Source organism: Rhizobium cerradonense, from assembly GCF_030182455.1.
Classification (GTDB): domain Bacteria; phylum Pseudomonadota; class Alphaproteobacteria; order Rhizobiales; family Rhizobiaceae; genus Rhizobium.
On the sequence record NZ_JAQJCK010000001.1, the window covers coordinates 109,234 to 129,486 of the forward strand.

17 protein-coding genes and 4 tRNA genes are annotated in these 20,253 nt (G+C 59.6%); 9 read left to right on the forward strand and 12 right to left on the reverse strand.

The features are described from left to right. Positions 1-44 precede the first annotated feature (44 nt). Positions 45-506: a hypothetical protein gene (locus PH547_RS00595; RefSeq protein ID WP_104822939.1), complete on the forward strand. Its 462-nt coding sequence runs from the start codon at positions 45-47 to the stop codon at positions 504-506. A 6-nt stretch (positions 507-512) separates the two neighbouring features. On the opposite strand, the gene trmFO is transcribed toward PH547_RS00595, so the two are convergent. The 3 genes from trmFO to PH547_RS00610 all read right to left on the reverse strand — a co-directional run bounded on the left by trmFO (position 513) and on the right by PH547_RS00610 (position 2,670). Then, positions 513-1,949 carry a methylenetetrahydrofolate--tRNA-(uracil(54)-C(5))-methyltransferase (FADH(2)-oxidizing) TrmFO gene (trmFO, locus tag PH547_RS00600; protein ID WP_104825082.1) on the reverse strand — a complete coding sequence of 479 codons (1,437 nt, stop codon included), beginning with the start codon at positions 1,947-1,949 and terminating at the stop codon, positions 513-515. Positions 1,950-2,062: 113 nt separating this feature from the next. After that, positions 2,063-2,206 (reverse strand): DUF1127 domain-containing protein, encoded by a 144-nt coding sequence (locus tag PH547_RS00605; protein ID WP_065091553.1) that lies wholly within the window; start codon positions 2,204-2,206, stop codon positions 2,063-2,065. A gap of 317 nt (positions 2,207-2,523) precedes the next feature. After that, positions 2,524-2,670, reverse strand: coding sequence for a DUF1127 domain-containing protein (locus PH547_RS00610; RefSeq protein ID WP_007690983.1), 147 nt, complete (start codon positions 2,668-2,670; stop codon positions 2,524-2,526). A gap of 905 nt (positions 2,671-3,575) precedes the next feature. Here PH547_RS00610 and PH547_RS00615 point away from each other — a divergent pair. From PH547_RS00615 to tig, 4 genes are all read left to right on the forward strand, one after another. Next, positions 3,576-4,730, forward strand: coding sequence for a DUF2157 domain-containing protein (locus PH547_RS00615; protein ID WP_104822940.1), 1,155 nt, complete (start codon positions 3,576-3,578; stop codon positions 4,728-4,730). Continuing rightward, positions 4,727-5,344, forward strand: coding sequence for a GDYXXLXY domain-containing protein (locus PH547_RS00620; protein ID WP_104822941.1), 618 nt, complete (start codon positions 4,727-4,729; stop codon positions 5,342-5,344). Before PH547_RS00615 ends, PH547_RS00620 begins: the two co-directional genes overlap by 4 nt. A 144-nt stretch (positions 5,345-5,488) precedes the next feature. After that, positions 5,489-5,573 (forward strand) — tRNA-Leu (locus PH547_RS00625). 274 nt (positions 5,574-5,847) lie between these two features. Beyond that, positions 5,848-7,347, forward strand: a complete 1,500-nt coding sequence (tig, locus tag PH547_RS00630; RefSeq protein WP_104825083.1) for a trigger factor — start codon at positions 5,848-5,850, stop codon at positions 7,345-7,347. A 349-nt stretch (positions 7,348-7,696) separates the two neighbouring features. On the opposite strand, the gene sthA is transcribed toward tig, so the two are convergent. From sthA to phaC, 6 genes are all read right to left on the reverse strand, one after another. Then, positions 7,697-9,100 (reverse strand): Si-specific NAD(P)(+) transhydrogenase, encoded by a 1,404-nt coding sequence (sthA, locus tag PH547_RS00635; RefSeq protein ID WP_104822942.1) that lies wholly within the window; start codon positions 9,098-9,100, stop codon positions 7,697-7,699. A gap of 104 nt (positions 9,101-9,204) precedes the next feature. Continuing rightward, a complete protein-coding gene (locus tag PH547_RS00640) occupies positions 9,205-9,801 on the reverse strand; it encodes a dual specificity protein phosphatase family protein (RefSeq protein WP_104822943.1) in 597 nt (198 codons plus the stop codon). 260 nt (positions 9,802-10,061) lie between these two features. Then, a complete protein-coding gene (radC, locus tag PH547_RS00645) occupies positions 10,062-10,913 on the reverse strand; it encodes a RadC family protein (protein WP_445944987.1) in 852 nt (283 codons plus the stop codon). Between the two features lie 3 nt (positions 10,914-10,916). Then, entirely contained in the window at positions 10,917-11,753 is an 837-nt protein-coding gene (map, locus tag PH547_RS00650; protein ID WP_104822945.1) for a type I methionyl aminopeptidase, read from the reverse strand. A 2-nt stretch (positions 11,754-11,755) separates the two neighbouring features. Continuing rightward, positions 11,756-12,505, reverse strand: a complete 750-nt coding sequence (gene sfsA / locus PH547_RS00655) for a DNA/RNA nuclease SfsA (RefSeq protein ID WP_260303853.1) — start codon at positions 12,503-12,505, stop codon at positions 11,756-11,758. Positions 12,506-12,518: 13 nt separating this feature from the next. Further along, complete coding sequence (phaC, locus tag PH547_RS00660; protein WP_285167211.1) at positions 12,519-14,360, reverse strand: class I poly(R)-hydroxyalkanoic acid synthase; 1,842 nt, start codon at positions 14,358-14,360, stop codon at positions 12,519-12,521. Positions 14,361-14,519: 159 nt separating this feature from the next. Between phaC and PH547_RS00665 the strand changes: the two genes are divergently transcribed. The 4 genes from PH547_RS00665 to recJ all read left to right on the forward strand — a co-directional run bounded on the left by PH547_RS00665 (position 14,520) and on the right by recJ (position 19,669). Next, on the forward strand, positions 14,520-14,981 hold the full coding sequence (locus PH547_RS00665; RefSeq protein WP_104822948.1) for a hypothetical protein: 462 nt from the start codon (positions 14,520-14,522) through the stop codon (positions 14,979-14,981). Positions 14,982-15,204: 223 nt separating this feature from the next. Continuing rightward, a complete protein-coding gene (locus tag PH547_RS00670; protein ID WP_285167214.1) occupies positions 15,205-16,425 on the forward strand; it encodes an LL-diaminopimelate aminotransferase in 1,221 nt (406 codons plus the stop codon). A 60-nt stretch (positions 16,426-16,485) separates the two neighbouring features. Next, entirely contained in the window at positions 16,486-17,805 is a 1,320-nt protein-coding gene (locus PH547_RS00675) for a homoserine dehydrogenase (protein ID WP_104822949.1), read from the forward strand. Positions 17,806-17,863: 58 nt separating this feature from the next. After that, positions 17,864-19,669 (forward strand): single-stranded-DNA-specific exonuclease RecJ, encoded by a 1,806-nt coding sequence (gene recJ / locus PH547_RS00680; protein ID WP_104822950.1) that lies wholly within the window; start codon positions 17,864-17,866, stop codon positions 19,667-19,669. A gap of 61 nt (positions 19,670-19,730) precedes the next feature. On the opposite strand, the gene PH547_RS00685 is transcribed toward recJ, so the two are convergent. From PH547_RS00685 to PH547_RS00695, 3 genes are all read right to left on the reverse strand, one after another. Next, positions 19,731-19,805: transfer RNA gene (locus PH547_RS00685), tRNA-Glu, on the reverse strand. 119 nt (positions 19,806-19,924) lie between these two features. Beyond that, a tRNA-Glu gene (locus tag PH547_RS00690) sits at positions 19,925-19,999 on the reverse strand. A gap of 83 nt (positions 20,000-20,082) precedes the next feature. Next, positions 20,083-20,157, reverse strand: a tRNA-Glu gene (locus PH547_RS00695). Positions 20,158-20,253: the final 96 nt, after the last annotated feature.

Consider the following 20,253-nt stretch of genomic DNA (forward strand, 5'->3'; position numbering starts at 1 on the left):
TATAGAGATTGCCGAATATTTGCCCGCATCCCAGGAGAGCCGCTATGGGCATCATCGTCTGGTGCATACTCTTTGCGATCGTCGTTTTCTTTGCCTTCTTCGCAACGCGCATGGCGTCGCAGAACAAGGAAGATGGTCTGCACGATACCGGTCTTGCCATTCTGGAGTTCGGCCGCGCTTTTCCGACGGAAGCCATCCGGCAATTGCAGACCACGGCCAATGGCCAAGCGGTTTTCGTGCGCTTGCATGATGACAAGGCCGGCTTCATGCGGAGCCTGCGCAATCACTTTGCCGTTCATCTGATCGAGCCGGGCAGGGCACATGCCAAGGATTCGGGAAGCGGTCGCGGCTTGACCATCGATTTCCTGGACGCCCCGCACCATAACGGCACATTCGAATTCGCGACGCCCGCGGAGGCAGCAGAGGTCTCACTCTGGCTGCTCGGCAATTATGTTGCGAGCGATGATTCCAAGTCCTCGGCTACCAAGCCAGCGGCAAAGGCCTAAAGAGGCTCAGGCGCTTTTGATGATCGCGGGTGCCTGAACCCCCAGCCACGCAGCGCAATCCGCCAGTGCCCGCTTGGCGATCAGTTGCCGTTTCATGATCGTCTTGTCCTTGCCGCGGAAGCGCTTGACGCCCTCCGGCTTGACGATCGAACCCGGTTCCAATTCCGGAAACAGCCCGAAATTGATGTTCATCGGCTGGAAGGAGCGCTTGCCCGGCTCTTCATCGGAAACGATATGGCCGCCGGTAATGTGGTTGAGCAGCGAGCCCAGCGCCGTCGTGTCTGGCGGCAGGGACGGCGACTCGCCCCTGTGCTCGGCTGCCGCGAAGCGACCGGCCAGCAGACCGATGCTGGCGCTTTCGACATAACCTTCACAACCGGTGATCTGGCCGGCAAAACGCAGGCCCCGCCGCGATTTCAGCGAGAGCGAGCGGTCGAGCAGCGTCGGCGAATTGATATAGGTGTTGCGATGCAGGCCGCCGAGCCGTGCGAATTCGGCATTCTCCAGGCCTGGGATCAGCCGGAAAATCTCGGCCTGCGCGCCATATTTCAGTTTCGTCTGAAAGCCGACTATGTTGTAGAGCGTGCCGAGCGCATTGTCCTGGCGTAGCTGTACGACCGCATAGGCCTTGACGCCGGGGTTATGGGCATTTGTCAGGCCCATCGGCTTCATCGGCCCGTGGCGCAACGTCTCGCGCCCGCGCTCGGCCATGACCTCGATCGGCAGGCAGCCGTCGAAATAGGGCGTGCCTTCCCATTCCTTGAAACCAACGGCGTCGCCGGCGATCAGCGCGTCGACGAAGGCGTTATATTGGGCTTCGTCCATCGGGCAGTTGATGTAGTCCTTGCCCGTGCCGCCCGGTCCCACCTTGTCGTAGCGGGATTGGTGCCAGCAAATGTCCATGTTGATGCTGTCGCGGTAGACGATCGGCGCGATGGCGTCGAAAAAGGCAAGTGCGTCCGCGCCCGTCTCTGCCTGGATGGCACTGGCAAGCCCCGGCGCGGTCAGAGGCCCGGTGGCGATGATCGCCCGACCCCACTCCGTCGGGGGCAGGCCCTGGACTTCCTCGCGAACGACCGTGATCAGAGGGTGGTTTTCGATCGCCTGCGTTACCGCCTCCGAAAATCCGTCGCGATCTACCGCCAACGCGCCGCCGGCGGGAACCTGATGCTTATCGGCGCAAGCCATGATCAGCGAGCCGGCCAGGCGCATTTCCGCATGGATGACGCCGACCGCATTGCTGGTCGCATCGTCTGAGCGGAAGGAGTTGGAACAGACGAGTTCGGCCAGACCGTCGGTCTTGTGCGCCTCGGTGCCACGCACGCCACGCATTTCATGCAGGATGACGGGCACGCCGGCGCTGGCGATCTGCCAAGCGGCTTCGGAGCCGGCAAGGCCGCCGCCGATGACATGGATGGGAGAAATGGAGTTGGTATTTGTCATGCGCGCGTCATTACCACGGGCAGGCCGGCGATCCAATTGCTTTACGCGGAAGCCGGAATCAAAAACGGCGCCGAAGAGCGCCGTTTTGAAGCAGTCCACTCAGTCCGTTGCGATTAACGGAAAGAGCGGGAAGCGATGTTGCGGATTTCGTAGCGGCTAACGCCGATATCCGACAGGGTCTGGCTGGAGAGGTTGCCGAGCTCGTTCAGGGTGCGGCGATAGCTAATCCAGTTCTTGGCAATACGAAGCGGGTTCATTTTCTTGTCCTCAGTCATCTAGTTGCGAGCGGCACGATTGCCGCCTCAGCGCTTGATATTCATATAGGCGCGAGGACGAATATTTTGCAGTGCAAATAAAAAGCGTCTGCTATGCATTTGTGCAATATGACGCCCAAAAAGCCATCACTGCCCAAATTTTATATGACATGTTAGAGCGTATGACTTGAAGCGTGGCAGTGATTGCTTGCGAGGGCAAACGGCGTGCACAAATGACGCGCAAAAAAGAACGCCCGCCGCGGTTGTCCGCAACGGGCGTTGTGTAGGCTGTCGCTATTTTAGCGAAGCCAATCCGGCAGTTAGCGGCCGGTGGCTTCGCGAGCTACGCGATGGATGTCCGAACGGTCGATGCCGAGGTCGTGCAGTTCGCGAGTGCTCATGCGGCCGAGTTCGGTAACGGTCTGACGGTACTTGCGCCAGTTGTTGAAAGAGCGGGTCAGGTTCATTTTATATCCCTTTCGAGGATTTGGAGATCTCGTCGGTTCCGCGATTGGTTCCGTCCTCGATCTGATGAATGCGAATATATGCTGCACTGCGAAAATCAAAAAGAGCGATTGCTACATGCCACCTATGCGCAAGATGCAATCCAATAGGGGGGGTTGGTTAACGCGGTGACCGCTTTTTGTGCATAACGGAGTTGCGCGAAAGCAGCCATTTGGCATGCAATTGGTTGAATTTGCGAACTTTAGCTCAAATCATGAGCAATTGATCGGGCGCCGCCCATCCGCGGTCGGATCCATATCATCCTGCGAGCCCGTAACGGATTGTAGATCGCTAGAGATTGAGCGCACGAGAAAATTCCCGTTGCCGCATGCTTTGCGCTCTTCCAAATCCTTGAGCCGCCTAAAAGGGGCGCGCAAACGATCTCCGCCGATTCGTAGGGCAATAACCGATTTAATGGGAGATAAAAAATAACGCCCACCGCGGGAGGAGGATGCGGTGGGCGTCATTTGTGGTGATTGACGACTGGGAGGAGGAGTGTCGTCAATCCATCGGAGCGCACTGGGAGGAGGAGTGTGCGGCTCCGAATTCTATATGAGGAATTCATCCTCAGGCTCTTTCCGGCTTTCGCCGAAGCGGCGCGCCACGCCGTCCTTCGATGCTCATAAAATAGTATGACTTTTGATTTTTGTGCAGCGCAATAATTTCATAGGAGGTATGCTTCATATGCATACGTTGACGCGCATCAATACCGCAAACGACCATTATGCGAAGTAAGCCTTAACTCTGCATTAACACGGTGCGGCCTTGCGCGAAGCTCGGCCTGTTTTGAAACGCGAAAGAGCGACCTCGATCGCACCCATTTTGTGATAAGACACTCAGGGATGTTGGAATCGCTGTCAGGGGCGCGATGTACCGGGCTAGGCTGGAGCGTGATCTTAAGGTCTGGGTGAATAAGGGGTTGGTCGATGGGCCGGCAGCGGCAGCGATTCTCAATGAATATGACAGCCGCCCGGCAAGCTTCAGCCTTGGCCGCGTGCTCGCCGTCATGGCGGCGCTGTTAGTCGGCGCCGCGATCCTGTTGTTCGTCGCCTCGAATTGGGAGGCGATTCCAAGGATCGTCAGGCTCTTAGGGCTTATAGCGCTGATCTGGGCCTTTTATCTTGGCGGCGCCTATTCATTCGCGCGCGGCCACCCGGTTCTCGGCTCGGCGGTGCTGATTCTCGGTACGATGAGTTTCGGCGGCGCCATGTCGCTTGTCGGCCAGATGTATAATCTATCCGGCGACGAGCTGACGATGATGATCGTCTGGTTCGCGGTTGCCGCCGTCGCTGCCGTATTGTTTCGCTCGAGCGGGCAGGTGGCACTTGCCGGCTTCCTCGCTTGGGGCTTTTGCGGCTTCTATCTTTGGGATCATTTCGACGTTTGGTACGGCATCATGCCCTGGGCGCCGCCGGTTATGGCGGCCGTGCTGATCGCCCTTGTCCGATACGTCGATGCGCCAAGATCCCGGCATCTTGCCTATCTGATGCTTGTTGGCTGGCTGACTTGGATTTTCGCACAGTATGAGAGCCTGCATGCGGCTATCCTGCTTGCTACTGCCGGCATGATTGCCTTCCTGGCCGCCAGCCTCCAGATCTCGCCATTGACGCGGATCGCACGCACTGCCGGGGCAGCGCCGGCCTTCTACAGCTTCCTCATCGCTGCCATCGGTCTCTTCGCAATTCATGGAGAGATCAGCGACGGCGTTTTTGAGAATAATATATGGGTTGCAAACAAGCTGCCTCTCATCGTGATCGCTTTCGCGACGCTCGCAAGTGCGATCGTTGCCATCATTCTGAGCGGCCGCGATAACGGTGCTGTGCGCTATCTCGCTTATGTCGTCTTTGCCGGTGAAATCCTCTATCTCGCCGGCGAGACGGTCGGTTCGATCATAGGCACATCGGGATTCTTCCTGATCTGCGGTGTATTGGTCGCGATCGCCGCCTGGCTGGTCATCCGGTTGGAGCGGCGATTTTCCCATCATGACGGCGCTGAGAGTGACAGGCAGGGGGCGCGGGCATGACGATGACAGCCGAGCCGGGCACCGTTGTACGCAATGTCAGCCGCCGCATGTGGATTGCCGCTATGATCGTCGCAGCGCTGCAGACGGCCATCCTCGGCTATATGGTTGGCGAGCGGGCTTGGGGCCTGCGGAGCGGCGTCGAGGTTCTGTTGAAAACCGCCCCGATCGATCCGCGCGATTTGCTGCGCGGCGACTATGTGACGCTGAACTACGATATTTCGCGAGTGCCGGTGTCGACCGTGATCGGCGGAGTGCCGACGGAAAATCGGAAAAACCAGATTTTGTCCGTCCGCCTGAAGAAGCAGGATGACGACTATTGGGGCATCATCGAATCGTCCTTCGGGGCACTGGAGCCGAAACCGGACACGGTCGTTCTCAAAAGCCTGCCTTTCGACTATTTTTCTTACAGCGATAGCGCGCCGTCGCACGCGACGATCTGGGTCACCTACGGTATCGAACGCTATTATGTGCCTGAAGGCGACGGTCGTACCATCGAGGATGCGCGCAATCACGACCGCGTCGCGATTGCCGCCCGCGTTTCGTCCGATGGCGCGGCGCATATCAGAAGCCTGCTTCTCGATGGCAAAGCCGTCTACGAAGAGCCGCTTTACTGACAGCGTTTCCCTATAAAACCAAACAAGGTTCATGGACGGTCGTAGAACCGTCATTTTTCCTTTGCGTGGTTGAAAACGGGTGATATAGAGACGCCGCGCTCCGGAAGGCCCCATGGGCAGGCATTGCCGTGCGGTTTTGGGAACGCGGGTATGGTGAAATTGGTAGACACGCCAGATTTAGGTTCTGGTGCCGCAAGGCGTGGGAGTTCAAGTCTCTCTACCCGCACCAAGGCTGCCTTGTGGACGGGAGAGGCTTAACGGTCTGTCTCCTGACCCGCGGTGGACGCGCCATTTTGCCTAGAGCATCCCGCTTTCTGATGGAAAGTGGACAAGATGCCCTAGATTCCGAGAGGAAGAGCGACCTTTGCGCATTCGTTCGAACGCGCGGCGCTCTAGCAAAATGATGAGGAATTGCATCCAAGCCACGCTCGGGATTTTCCGGCGTCGTGCTCATCGAAACGAACGGCTGTCTGGGCACGGCCGCCATGAATGAAGGTAGGACAATGCAGGTTATCGAAACGCTCGCTGAAGGGCTGAAGCGCGAAATCAAGGTGGTCATCCCGGCCAAGGACATGGAAGTTCGCATGAACGAGCGCCTGGCCGAGGTCAAGGACAAGGTCCGTATCAACGGTTTCCGTCCGGGCAAAGTGCCGGTTGCGCATCTGAAGAAGGTCTATGGCAAGTCGATCATGGCCGACCTCGTCAACGAGATCGTTCGTGACCAGCCGCCGGCAATCCTGACCGAGCGCGGCGAAAAGTCGGCAACCCAGCCGGAAATCGCCATGACCGAGGACAAGGACGAGGCTGAAAAGATCCTCGCCGCTCAGGCCGATTTCGAATTCACGCTCTCTTATGAAGTCATCCCGGCAATCGAGCTGAAGTCGGTCAAGGGCATCAAGGTTACCCGCGAAGTTGCCGAAATCGGCGAGGACGAAGTCACCGAGCAGATCCTCAAGATCGCTGAAAGCGCCCGCAGCTACGAGACGAAGAAGGGCAAGGCCGCCAACGGCGACCGCGTCACCATAGACTACCTCGGCAAGGTTGACGGCGAAGCCTTCGACGGCGGCAAGGACGAAGACGCTCAGCTCGTCCTCGGCTCCAACCGCTTCATCCCGGGCTTCGAAGAGCAGCTCGTCGGCGTCAAGGCGGACGATGAAAAGACCATTACCGTGACGTTCCCGGCCGACTACCCGGCCAAGAACCTTGCCGGCAAGGAAGCCACCTTCGACATCAAGGTGAAGGAAGTCGCAGCTCCCGGCGATATCGAAATCAACGACGAACTCGCCTCCAAGCTCGGCATCGAATCCGCCGACCGCCTGAAGGAAATCGTCCGCGGCCAGATCGAAAGCCAGTACGGCTCCGTCACCCGCCAGAAGGTCAAGCGTCAGCTCCTCGACCAGCTCGACGAGATGTACCAGTTCGACACCCCTCAGAAGCTGGTTGAAGCAGAATTCGCCAGCATCTGGCGTCAGATCCAGACCGATCTCGATGAATCGGGCAAGACCTTCGAAGACGAAGACACGACCGAAGAAAAGGCACGCGAAGAATATCGCAAGCTTGCCGAGCGCCGTGTCCGCCTTGGCCTCGTTCTCTCCGAAATCGGCGAAAAGGCCGGCGTCGAAGTGAGCGAAGACGAAATGCAGCGTGCGCTCTATGCGCAGCTCCAGCAGTTCCCGGGCCAGGAAAAGGAAATCCTGAACTTCTTCCGCAACACCCCCGGCGCTTCCGCCAACCTGCGCGCGCCGATCTTCGAAGAAAAGGTCATCGACCACCTGCTGACCGAAGTCGACGTCACCGACAAGACCGTTTCCAAGGAAGCGCTGCTGGCTGACGACGAAGCTGAAACGGAAGACAAGCCGGCCGCCAAGAAGGCTGCTCCGAAGAAGAAGGCTGCTGCCAAGGCTGAAGCAATCGAAGTCGCCACCGAAGGCGAAGAAGCTGCCGCCGCTCCGAAGAAGAAGGCCGCTCCGAAGAAGAAGGCTGCTGAAGACAGCGCCGAATAATTCGGATTTGCTCCGGAACTGATCAGAGCCCTGCCGTTCGCGGCGGGGCTTTTTTTTGTGCAGATCAGGGAAAAACTCCCTCTCCCCGTCAAAACGGGAGAGGGGCTGGGGTGCGGGGCAACAAACTATCCGCGAAGACTGAAATCTAGGATTTGGGAGCAGGCGCGAAGCGCAGGTCAGACGCTTCAGCGTCATTGTCCGATTGGCGCAGAACACGGGCACGTTGGGTTATCTCAGATTTCGGGCCACGCAATTGACGGTCCCCGCGGAAAGCCTCTCACCCTAACCCTCTCCTCGCAGGCGGGGAGAGGGACTCCCCCTCGATCCGTCGCGCTTGCACAGCCTCTACTCAAAGCTCCGACTTGATATCGCCCATGCGGTTCCATGCATCCAGGCCGGCGATTTTGTAGGCTTCGGCGAGCGTCGGGTAGTTGAAGGTGTTTTCGACGAAATATTCCACCGTGCCTTTGAGGTTCAATACCGCCTGGCCGATATGGACGAGTTCGGTCGCGCCTTCGCCGACGATGTGGACGCCGAGAAGGCGGCGGGTCTTCAGCGAGAAGATCATCTTCAGGAGGCCGGTGTCGAGGCCCATGATATGGCCGCGCGACGTCTCGCGGAAACGGGCGATGCCGCACTCGTAGGGAATGTGGCGTTCCTTGACCTCTTCTTCGGAAAGACCGCAGGTGGAGATTTCCGGCACGGCATAGATGCCGTAGGGGAAGTATTTCGGTGGCTCCTTGGCGATGGCACCGACGGCGACGCGGGCGGCGATGCGGCCTTGTTCCATCGAGGTTGAAGCAAGGCTCGGAAAGCCGACGACGTCGCCAGCCGCAAAGATATGCGGGACGTTGGTGGCAAAGGTTTCGGGATTGACGCTGAGGCGGCCGCGATTGTCCGCCTCGAGGCCGGCAGCAGCCAGATTGAGCGTGTCGGTGGCACCCATGCGGCCGGCGGCAAACAGCACCATGTCGGTGATGATGCGGCGACCATTGTCCAGCAACAGTTCCACCTTGCCGTCCTGGCGGGTGACCTTTTCGGCCTTTTGCCCCAGCAGCAGCTTCATGTTGCGGTCGCGTAGCTGATAGATGAAATCCTCGACGATTTCCTTGTCGATGAAGTCGAGCATCGTCGATTTCGGATCGATCAGCGTCACCTGCGTGTCGAGCGCGCTGAAGATCGTCGCATATTCGATTCCGATGACGCCGGCGCCGATGACGACCATCGAACGCGGCAAATCCTCGATCTCCAGCAATTCGTCGCTGTCGAGAACGGTCTTGCCATCGAAGGGCATATAGTCGGGACGGAAGGGCTTGGTGCCGACCGCGAGCAGAATGCTGGCGCCCGTGACATGGACGACTTCGCCGTCGTCCTTGACCACCTGCATGGTCTGCGGATCGACGAAGCTCGCCTTGCCGCGTATATGCTGTACCCGGTTGCGAGCGAATTGATGCTCCAGAACTTCGACTTCATGGTCGAGAGTGATCAACAGGCGGCGACGCAGGTCCGCGGCGCTGATTTCCTGCTTCACGCGATAGGCGCGGCCGTAGAAGCCGCGTTCGCGCCAGCCGGAGAGATTGAGCGCGGTCTCGCGCAGCGTCTTCGACGGAATGGTGCCGGTATGGACGGAGACACCCCCGACACGCTTGCCCTGTTCGATCACCAGCACCCTCTTGCCGAGCTTGGCGGCCTGAATGGCGCCTCTGCGGCCTGCGGGGCCGCTGCCCACGACTATGAGATCGAATTGGTCCATCGGAAGCCTCGGGTGATTGGATTTATGGAATCAATGTCGCAACGCAACATGCTGTCCGTCAACCGGTAGCGGCTCAATGTTACAGATTATCTAACAGGAAATGATCAGGAGCTGGAAAGGCCGAGCCAAGGCTCCAGCTTTTCGAAAGTCCGGTCCATGGCATAGGCATGGGTGAAGGAAAGCGGCAGATGTCCGTAGATGATCGACATCTGATCTTCCGCGGCCGCTTCGCCGGCTTTGGCGATAGCAGCGAGATAGAGGGCCGAGGCAAGCCCCGTGCGATCTGCGCCGGCCTGGCAATGGATCAACAACGGCTTCGGCGCATCGCGCATGATCTCAACAAGCCGCGCTGCCTGCTCCTGGGTCAGCTCGTGGCCGGAGGACATGCGAAAATCAATATGATTGATATTGAGTTCCTTCGCCTGGGCGACTTCGTTGTCGTACCAGGTGCGGCCGCTATTGTCGCCGCGCAAGTTGATGATGGTCTTGATACCATATTGCTTCTGCAGTTCCGCGATCGTCGCCGGCGATGGCTGAGAAGAGCGGTAGACCTCGCCTGCGATGACGGGATGGAAATTCGTCGTCCACAGCATATGGGCGTAGAAGCCGCCGGCAATCAGCGCAAAAGGAGAAAATGCAAGAAGGACACCACGACCGATGCGGCGCAGACGACCAGAAAGCAGCAATGACGTCTTCGGCATGTAGTCTCCGGGGTACGCCGCAGCTCGAGCGGATAAGGCGCAAACAAAACAATCGCTTCCGTGTGCAAACGCACCGATCTGGAGGCGTTATCCTTGTGTCAGAACATCCTGACAAATACCTGAAAAGCGCAAGGGGAGGTGCTGAGGCAGGAAACTATCGATAGGTCAGAATTCAACGGTATTGCTTATGTCGTAAAGTATAATAAAAACAAATTATTATGCGGGTATTCTGATGTTGCAATCTATCCAGAGGTGTCGATTCAGACTAGCCGCAACGCCCTGAAGCTGACATGGCCGTTCTTGCCGATGATAATATGATCGTGAACGGTGATACCCAAAGGGCCGGCCGTGTCGATGATCGTCTTTGTCATGTCGATATCGGCGCGCGAGGGTGTAGGGTCGCCGGAAGGATGGTTGTGCACGAGAATCACGGCCGTGGCCGAGAGTTCGAGCGCACGTCTGACCACCTCGCGCGGATAGACCGGCGTATGGTCGATCGTTCCCAAACCCTGCACCTCATCCGCGATCAGGGCATTGCGCTTGTCGAGAAACAGGATTCGAAATTGTTCGCGCGTCTCATGCGCCATTGCGGTGTGGCAATAGTCGATCAGAGCCTTCCAGGAGGAGAGCACCGGCTTGCCCGTCAGCTCGCTTTTCAGCATGCGCTGCGCCACGCTTGCCACCAGCTTCAGATCGAGCGCCACGGCTTCGCCGACGCCGCTGATTTCCTGCAGCAGATTGGCCGGCGCGCCGAAGACGCCGCCGAGCGTGCCGAAGCGAGCAAGCAGCGCCTTGGCGATCGGCTTGGTGTCGCGGCGCGGAATCAGCCGAAACAGCAGGAGTTCGAGGATTTCGTAATCGGCAAGCGCCGCATTGCCCCCATCGCGATAGCGATTGCGCAGGCGTTCCCGGTGACCGTGATAATGAGCCTCGGCATTGGCCGGCACGCTCGGCGGCTTCGCCGGTTTGTCGCGCAGCGCGGTTTTGGTGGATTGATGGGCGAAAAACAGCCGCTCGTCGAAAAGCGGAGCTTCTTCAAGGCTATCCGTCGCGCCGCCGCTATCGATGGGCATGTCGCCATGTCCGGAGGAAGAAGCGGGGCGCTTCGCCATGCATTACCCCTGCAGCGGTGGCAGGCCGGGACGGTCGAGGCCGCCGGGCGACAGGGTGAAGATCTCGCAGCCGGTGGCAGTGACACCGACGGTGTGCTCATACTGCGCAGATAGCGAGCGATCTCGGGTGACTGCCGTCCAGCCGTCGCCAAGCACTTTCACATGCGGTCGTCCGAGATTGATCATCGGCTCGATGGTGAAAATCATGCCTTCACGCAGTTCCGGGCCCTCGCTGGCGCGGCCGTAATGCAGGATGTTCGGGGAATCATGGAAGAGGCTGCCGACGCCGTGGCCGCAGAAATCGCGCACGACGGAGCAGCGCTCCGCTTCGGCATAGGCCTGGATCGCTTCGCCGATTGCGCCGGTGCGAGCACCGGGACGCACGGCGGCGATGCCGCGCATTAGCGATTCGTAGGTCACTTCCAGCAGCCGCTCCGCCGAGCGCTTGATCTCGCCGACGGGATACATGCGGCTGGAATCGCCGTGCCAGCCGTCGAGCACGTAGGTCACGTCGATATTGACGATATCGCCGTCGCGCAGCGGCTTGTCGTTGGGAATGCCGTGGCAGACGACGTGATTGATCGACGTGCAGGAGGATTTCATATAACCGCGATAATTCAATGTCGCCGGGTAGGCGCCATGATCCATGCCGAATTCGAAGACGAAGCGATCGATGACATCAGTCGGTACGCCAGGCCCGACGATGGCGGCCAGTTCGTCGAGGCAACGAGCGGTCAACTGGCATGCCTTGCGCATTCCTGCGAAAGCGTCGGGGCCGTAGAGGCGGATGGCGCCTGTGTTTTTCGACGGCGCCGTTGCCGCTTCGATGTAATTCACCATGATCAGCCTTCAGCAGAAATCTTTATACTGGTATTTAATGCAGCTATGCCGGGTTCGTCTATCGGGATCAACCCTGCGGGCGTTATTTCCGTCGGCGAGACCTTGCATTTGACAGCATAGACTTCGACGCCGCGCTTCAAAGCTCGCTCAAACGCCGCGGCGTAGACGGTATCGAGATCGCCACAGACGCGAAAGCGCCGGCAGTCGTGCCGCTGGATCACGAATAGCATGACGGCGCGGTATCCCGCTTGCGCCATATCGCCGAGTTCTTCGAGATGCTTGGCGCCACGGGCTGTCACCGTATCGGGAAATTCGGCAAGGCCCGGCTGGCGCATGAAATGCACATTCTTGACTTCGACATAGGTGGTTGTCCTCAAGGGATCGGTCAAGAGCAGGTCGATGCGGGAATTGCGGCCGTAATTTTGCTCACGCCGAACGGTCGTGTAGTCGCCGAGATCGGAAATCTGCCTGAGCGCGATTGCCTCCGCCGCCAACCGGTTCGGCATGGCGGTGTTGACGCCGACCGTGGTGCCATCTGCTTCGATCAATTCGAAAACGTGCCGATATTTACGCTTCGGACTGTCGTGTTCTGAAAGCCAGATGCGCGAACCGGGTGTTGTCAGGCCCTGCATCGAGCCGGTGTTTGGGCAGGAGCCGGTGATGATCTCGCCGCTCTCCAGTTCGGCATCGAAAAGGAAGCGTTTATAGCGGGCGATCAGCCGTGCGGGGACGAGGGGCGGGTCGAACAGCATGAATGGTCGCCGCTTAGGCGCGTTCCATGACGAAGCTGCCGGGTGCTTCCTCAATGGCGTTCAGCGCCGCGCCACCTGGCTTGCGGGCGGGAACCATGCGGCTGTCGTTGCCTTTGATCCATTCAAGCCAATGCGGCCACCAGGAGCCCGGCGTCTCCTTGGCTTCGCCCAGCCAATGATCGTAATCGCCCTTGACCGGGCCGCCGGTCCAGAACTGATATTTGTGCTTGTCCGGCGGATTGACGACGCCGGCGATATGACCGGAGCCAGTCACCACGAATTCCACTGGCCCGCCGAAGAACTGACTGCCGATGAAGACGGATTTCGCCGGTGCGATGTGATCCTCACGTGTTGCCAGATTATAGACGGGTATCTTGACGTCCTTCAGCGACAGCTTTTTGCCGTCGAGCACCATCTTGCCCTGGCTCAAAGCATTGTCGAGATAGCAATTGCGCAGATAAAATGAATGGTTGGCGGCCGCCATTCGCGTGGAATCGGCGTTCCAGAACAGAAGATCGAAGGGTAGGGGTTCCTGGCCCTTCAGATAGCTGTTGACGAAATAGGGCCAGATCAGCTCCGAGGCGCGCAGCATGTTGAAGGCTGTCGCCATTTTCGAGCCCTCGAGATAGCCGACCGCCTTCATCTGCTCTTCCAGCGCCGAGATCTGCTCTTCATCGACGAAAACCTTGAGATCGCCGGCAAAGGTGAAATCGACCTGCGTGGTCAGGAAGGTGACGGTGCGGATGCGTTTGTTCTTTTCCTTGGCATGCAAAGCAAGCGTTGCCGCCAGCAGCGTACCGCCGACGCAATAACCGACGGCATTGACCTCTTTCTCGCCGGTTGCCTTCTCAATCTTATCGAGCGCGAAATCGATGCCTTCGCGCGCATAGGACGTCCAGTCCTTCGCCGCGTGGCGCTTATCCGGGTTCACCCAGGAGATGACGAAGACCGTGTGCCCCTGTTCGACACACCATTTGATGAAGGATTTCTGCGGGTTGAGATCGAGAATGTAGAATTTGTTGATCCAGGGCGGGCAGATCAGCAGCGGCCGCTTCAACACTTTATCCGTTGCCGCTTCATATTGAATGACCTGGCAGACATCGCTCTGCGCAATCACCTTGCCGGGCGTCAATGCCATGTCTCGGCCAACAGCGAATTTCGTCATGTCGGTCTGGCGCAACCGCAATTCGCCGCGACCGGCGCTGATATCCTCGGCAAACATTTTCATGCCGCGCACGAGGTTTTCAGCGTTGGAAGCGACAGTCTCGCGATAAAGCTGCGGATTGGTGGCGACGAAATTGGCCGGCGATAGCGCCGCGGTGATCTGCTTGGTGTAGAAGGAGGCCTTGTGGCGTGTGTGTTCGTCCAGCCCTTCGGCGTCGGTGACCATCTTGTCCGCCCAACCGGCGGTCAACAGATAGGTTTGACGCAGGAAATCGAAGAAGGGATTTTTCTGCCAATCCTCGTCGGCGAAGCGCCTGTCTTTGACCGGTTCAGGCTCGGGTGCCGAATCACCGGTGAGGCGCTGCATGGTTTTCGTCCATAGGCCGAAATAGCCGGATAGCAGATAGGTCTGTGCCTCCAATGTCCGGCGCGGATCGGAAAGCCAGTATTCGCTGACCTTGGAAAGCGTCTTGACGATATCGGTCATCGGATCGGCGACGGTGTCGACCTTCTCGCCGCGCTCGCGCGGCGCAAGCCATGCGGAAGCGGCCTTGCCGAGATTTTCCAACGCGCGGGCAAAGTTGACGGCCATCGCCTCGGGATCCCTAACGATGTAAGGCTCGACTGACTTAGGGTCGAAGCCGGCAAAGGCGCCGTTGCCTTCACTATGGTCCCGCTTGCTGTCGGTCACGCATCATCCTCCCGGCGGCAGCTCTCTTTGTTTTCCATTTGTACATCTTGCGGGAAAAGGAATACAAGTCGAATGAAACGCAACCCTGCTCTTGCTTTGCTGCTGCGACAAATTTAACAGTCGCAACCCACGGCAAGGCAATAGGGCAGGACGGACAATATGGGCGGCGGCATGGTGGCAAGACTCAACCGGTATTCCGTACTCTGCGGTGCTTTGTGCGCCTGTCTCGCGCTGGCGCTTGCCGGCTGCTCGACGCCTGCGGAAAAGGCAGCCTTTGCCAAGAGCAAGCAGGCGCCGCAAGCTGTGGTCGTCAAGTCCGCTGAAGGCAAGCCGGTCGATGAAGGCAACACGCAGCAGCACTACAAGGACGGTTACCCCTCCTTCAACGCTCCTCCGACGGCGGCGAATGTGCAGATCAACGACCAGCAGGCGGCCGATATCGGCAAGCAATTGACGGCGCTCGGTGCGCAGCGCAAGGCCGGCACGATTTCGGAAGCGGAATATCAGAAACGTGTCGCCGAGATGCGCAAGCTCGCGGCCGAACACGGCCAGGATACGCTGTCGCAAATCCAGCAGCAGAGCGCCGAGCCCAGCCAGACGCCCGCGCCGACGCAGAATTAGCCTTGCGTTTCAGGCGATTTGGACGCAAAGCGTTCAGCTAGGCTGAATTTCGATGTTTCTTCCTGGGTTGATAGTGCATTGCGTCTATAACCGCCAAAGATTCACCGTATCCTTCGCGTCAGTATAGTTGCGGCGCCGCGATTCCGGAGTTCGTATCGCGGCTCACCGGGAGATTGACGAACTTCATTGCGGTTGTGAGGGCCGCTGTCCCATGGGGAAAGAAATGGAAGAGTTTCATAAAGTCCGGCGCTTGCCGCCCTACGTCTTCGAACAGGTCAACCGTTTGAAGGCCAGCGCGCGAGCGGGCGGGGCCGACATCATCGACCTCGGCATGGGCAATCCGGACCTTCCGACCCCCAAGGCCATCGTCGATAAGCTGTGCGAAGTGGTCCAGGACCCGCGCACGCATCGCTATTCCTCGTCCAAGGGCATTCCGGGACTGCGCCGTGCGCAGGCCGCCTATTATGCCCGTCGCTTCGGCGTCAAGCTCAATCCGGATACGCAGGTGGTCGCCACCCTCGGCTCCAAGGAAGGCTTCGCCAACATGGCGCAGGCGATTACGGCGCCGGGTGATGTAATCCTTTGCCCGAACCCGACCTATCCGATCCATGCCTTCGGCTTCCTGATGGCAGGCGGCGTCATCCGCTCGATGCAGGTCGAGCCGGACGACAGCTTCTTCCCGCCGCTGGAACGGGCCGTGCGCCACTCTATCCCGAAGCCGCTGGCCTTGATCCTCAACTATCCGTCGAACCCGACGGCCTATGTCGCGACGCTCGATTTCTACAAGGAAGTCATCGCTTTCGCCAAGAAGCACGACATCATCGTGCTCTCGGATCTGGCCTATTCGGAAATCTATTTCAACGACGATCCGCCGCCGTCCGTTCTGGAAGTTCCGGGCGCGATGGATGTCACCGTCGAGTTCACCTCGATGTCGAAGACCTTCTCCATGCCTGGCTGGCGCATGGGCTTTGCAGTCGGCAACGAGCGCCTGATCGCGGCGCTGACACGCGTGAAGTCCTACCTCGATTACGGTGCCTTCACGCCGATCCAGGTGGCGGCAACGCATGCGCTGAACGGTGACGGCTCCGATATTGCGGAAGTTCGCAACATCTACAAGCGCCGCCGTGACGTGCTGGTCGACAGCTTCGGCAAGGCCGGCTTCGACGTGCCGCCGCCGGCAGCGACGATGTTTGCCTGGGCGAAAGTCCCGGAAAAATTCCGTCATCTCGGCTCGCTGGAGTTCTCGAAGCTTCTCGTCGAGAAGGCCGACATCGCGGTGGCGCCCGGCATCGGCTTCGGCGAGCAGGGCGACGACTACGTCCGCATCGCGCTGGTCGAGAACGAGCATCGCATCCGCCAGGCAGCGCGCAATCTGAAGCGCTTCCTCTCCACAGCGGATGAGACCATGCATAACGTGATTTCACTGAACGCTCACCGCTCTTAATTTCTCACGGCAGCCGTTCCCGCGGCTGCCGTGTCCCAAGACATTGATCAGGAATTGTTCATGGCAGATGCCCTCAAAATCGGCATTGCGGGCTTGGGCACCGTTGGTGCCTCGCTCGTCCGTATCATTCAGAGCCGCGCCAACGAGCTTGCCGTCACCTGCGGCCGCCCCGTCAAGATCGTCGCCGTAACCGCCCGCGATCGCACCAAGGATCGTGGCATCGACCTCACCGGCATCGAATGGTTCGGCGGCCCGGTCGACCTGGCGCAGAAGGCCGACATCGACGTCTTTGTCGAGCTGATCGGCGGTGCCGAAGGCGCGGCCAACGCCGCCGTGCGTGCGGCTCTTGCCCGTGGTCTGCATGTCGTCACCGCCAATAAGGCGCTGCTCGCCTATCACGGCGTCGAACTTGCCGAGATTGCCGAGGAGAAAGGCGCACTGCTCAACTTCGAAGCGGCCGTCGCCGGTGGCATTCCCGTCATCAAGGCATTGCGTGAATCCCTGACCGGCAACACGATCTCGCGCGTCTACGGCATCATGAACGGCACCTGCAACTACATCCTGACCCGGATGGAGAAGGAGGGCCTGTCCTTTACCGATTGCCTGAAGGAAGCCCAGCGTCTCGGCTATGCCGAAGCTGATCCGGCCTTCGACATCGAGGGCAACGACACGGCACACAAGCTCGCCATCCTGACGACGCTTGCCTTCGGCAACCGCATCGCGGCCGATGATATCTATCTCGAGGGGATCACCAATATCTCCATCGAGGACATCCGCGCCGCAGCCGACCTTGGCTACCGCATCAAGCTGCTCGGCGTCGCCCAGCGCACCGAAACAGGCATCGAACAGCGCGTTCACCCGACCATGGTGCCGCTCGAATCGGTCATCGCCCAGGTCGATGGCGTCACCAATGCCGTCGCGATCGAATCGGACATTCTCGGCGAACTGCTGATGGTCGGCCCCGGCGCCGGCGGCAACGCGACGGCTTCCTCCGTACTCGGCGATATTGCCGACATCGCCAAGAGCCAGCCGGGTGCGCAGCGCGTGCCGGTGCTCGGTCACCCTGCCAAGGCGCTGGAACCCTATCGCAAGGCGCAGATGCAGAGCCACGAAGGCGGCTATTTCATCCGCCTGACCGTTCTCGACCGCACCGGCGTTTTCGCCAGCGTCGCGACCCGCATGGCGGAAAACCACATTTCGCTGGAATCGATCGTGCAGCGCGCGACGCAGCATCTGGCGCCGGCCCATCATCAGACGATCATCCTCGTCACCCATGCGACGACGGAGGATTCGGTGCGCAAGGCTGTCGCCGCGATCAAGACCGAGGGCTATCTTGTCGGCGAGCCGCAGGTCATCCGCATCGAGCGGCCGAAGGAATAATTCCGACGACTAAGGCCCGCTCCGGTAAATCGGAACGGGTCTTCCAATTCTGGGAGAGATGGTGGAACAGCCGGCAGATCCTGTGCAGCGGGCATTTCTGGGCGTCGAACGCTCCGTCTCCGGCAATCGCTGGATTTCCCGGCTCGACCAGGCCGGCCAGAATCGGGCGCTGGCCATCGCGCAAACGCACGGGCTGCCGGATCTGATTGCCCGCGTTCTCGCCGGCCGCGGCGTCGGCCTCGAAGAGGCCATGGCCTTCCTCGACCCCACGATCCGCAGCCTGATGCCAGACCCCCATCTGCTGACCGACTGCGAGAAGGCAGCACAACGTCTCCTGCGCGCCGTTAAGGCGGGCGAGACGGTTGCGATCTTTGGTGACTACGACGTCGACGGCGCGGCATCCTCGGCGCTGCTCTACCGCTTTCTCACCCATTTCGGCGTGCCGGCCAGCATCTATATCCCAGACCGCATCTTCGAAGGCTACGGCCCGAATCCCACTGCCATCAACCAGCTCATCGATAATGGCGCAACGCTGATCGTTACCGTCGATTGCGGTTCCACCAGCTTCGAATCGCTGGAAGCGGCGAAGGCCCGCAATATCGACGTCGTCGTCATCGATCATCACCAGGTTGCGCATGAGCTGCCGCCTTGCCATGCGCTGGTCAATCCGAATCGAGAGGACGATCTATCGGGGCAGGGACATCTCTGTGCTGCCGGCGTTGTCTTTATGGTTCTGGTCGCGGCCCTGCGGCAGTTGCGCGAGGCTGGCGATGCCCGTGTGCGCTCCATCGACCTGCTTGCCTGGCTCGATATCGTCGCGCTGGCAACTGTCTGCGATGTCGTGCCGCTGAAAGGGCTGAATCGTGCTTACGTCGTCAAGGGCCTGATCGCCGCGCGCCATCAGGGCAATCCCGGCCTGGCCGCCCTATTTCGAAAAGCTGGGCTCGGCGGCCCTGTGAGCCCGTATCACTTTGGTTTCATGATCGGCCCGCGCATCAACGCCGGCGGGCGTATCGGTGATGCCGCGCTTGGCGCCCGGCTGCTGACGCTCGACGTTGCCTCCGAGGCCGAGACGATCGCGGAGAGGCTGGACGAGCTCAACCGCGAACGCCAGGCGATGGAAGCCGCCATGTTGCAGGAGGCTGAAGCTGAAGCGCTGGCCGAATACGGCAACGGCGACGGAGCCTCCGTTATCGTCACGGCACGGGAAAGCTGGCATCCCGGCATCGTTGGCCTGATTGCCTCTCGGCTGAAGGATAAGTTCCGCCGCCCCGCCTTTGCCATTGCCTTTGATTCGATGGGGCGAGGCACTGGCTCCGGTCGCTCGATCAACGGTTTCGACATGGGCCGCATGGTGCGCGCTGCCGTCGATGCTGGCCTGCTCGTCAAGGGCGGCGGTCATGCCATGGCGGCGGGTCTGACGGTCGAGCGCGCCAATCTCGGCAAACTCCGGGCCTTCTTCACGGAGAAGGCGGAGAGACAAGTCGCCGGCCTCGTCGCCAACGAAACGCTGAAGATAGACGGTGCTCTCGGTGCTGGCGGCGCGACGGTGGAGCTGGTCGATCAGCTTGAAACTGCCGGCCCCTACGGTTCCGGCCATCCGCAGCCGATCTTCGCTCTTCCGAGCCACCGCCTGCGCGATTCGCGCTTGGTCGGCCAATCCCATATCAAGATCACCCTGGAGGCCCAGGACGGTGGCCGCCTCGACGGCATCGCCTTCCGCGCCGTTGAAACGCCCCTTGGCGAGCTGCTGCTCTCCTCCCGCGGATCCCAGATCCACATCGCCGGCACCCTCGGCGCCGACCATTGGCAGGGCGCAAGGCGTGTCCAGTTGCGTGTCATGGATGCCGCCAAGGCGCCATGAGCTGCGCACGGAAACTGTCGCGTTAATGATGAAGAATCAGAGCTTTAGGGAAGGGAAACAGTGGCACGCCCTAGGGGAGTCGAACCCCTCTTTACAGAATGAAAATCTGTCGTCCTAACCGATAGACGAAGGGCGCGTGCTGTGGCGCCCTTATAGTCAGCACCTTTTGTTCCCGCAAGCGGAAAATCGAGAAAAATCTACGGGTAAGGGCGAATTTTTCGAGGTACTTGTGGAAAAGTTCGTGGTGGGTCCGATTGGTACGCCCTAGGGGAGTCGAACCCCTCTTTACAGAATGAGAATCTGTCGTCCTAACCGATAGACGAAGGGCGCAGGCTGCGCTTGCGACCATATAGGAATAGCGCAAAGCCACCGCAAGCGGAAGGTAGCTCATTGTTGTAGGAGAGGAAGAACAGTGGCACGCCCTAGGGGAGTCGAACCCCTCTTTACAGAATGAAAATCTGTCGTCCTAACCGATAGACGAAGGGCGCGTGCTGTTGTGTGGCGCGCTTATAGCGGGGTGATTTCATTCCCGCAAGCGTCTATTTCGCTTTTTCTTGGAAAAAATGACAGAAGCGTAACGGCGC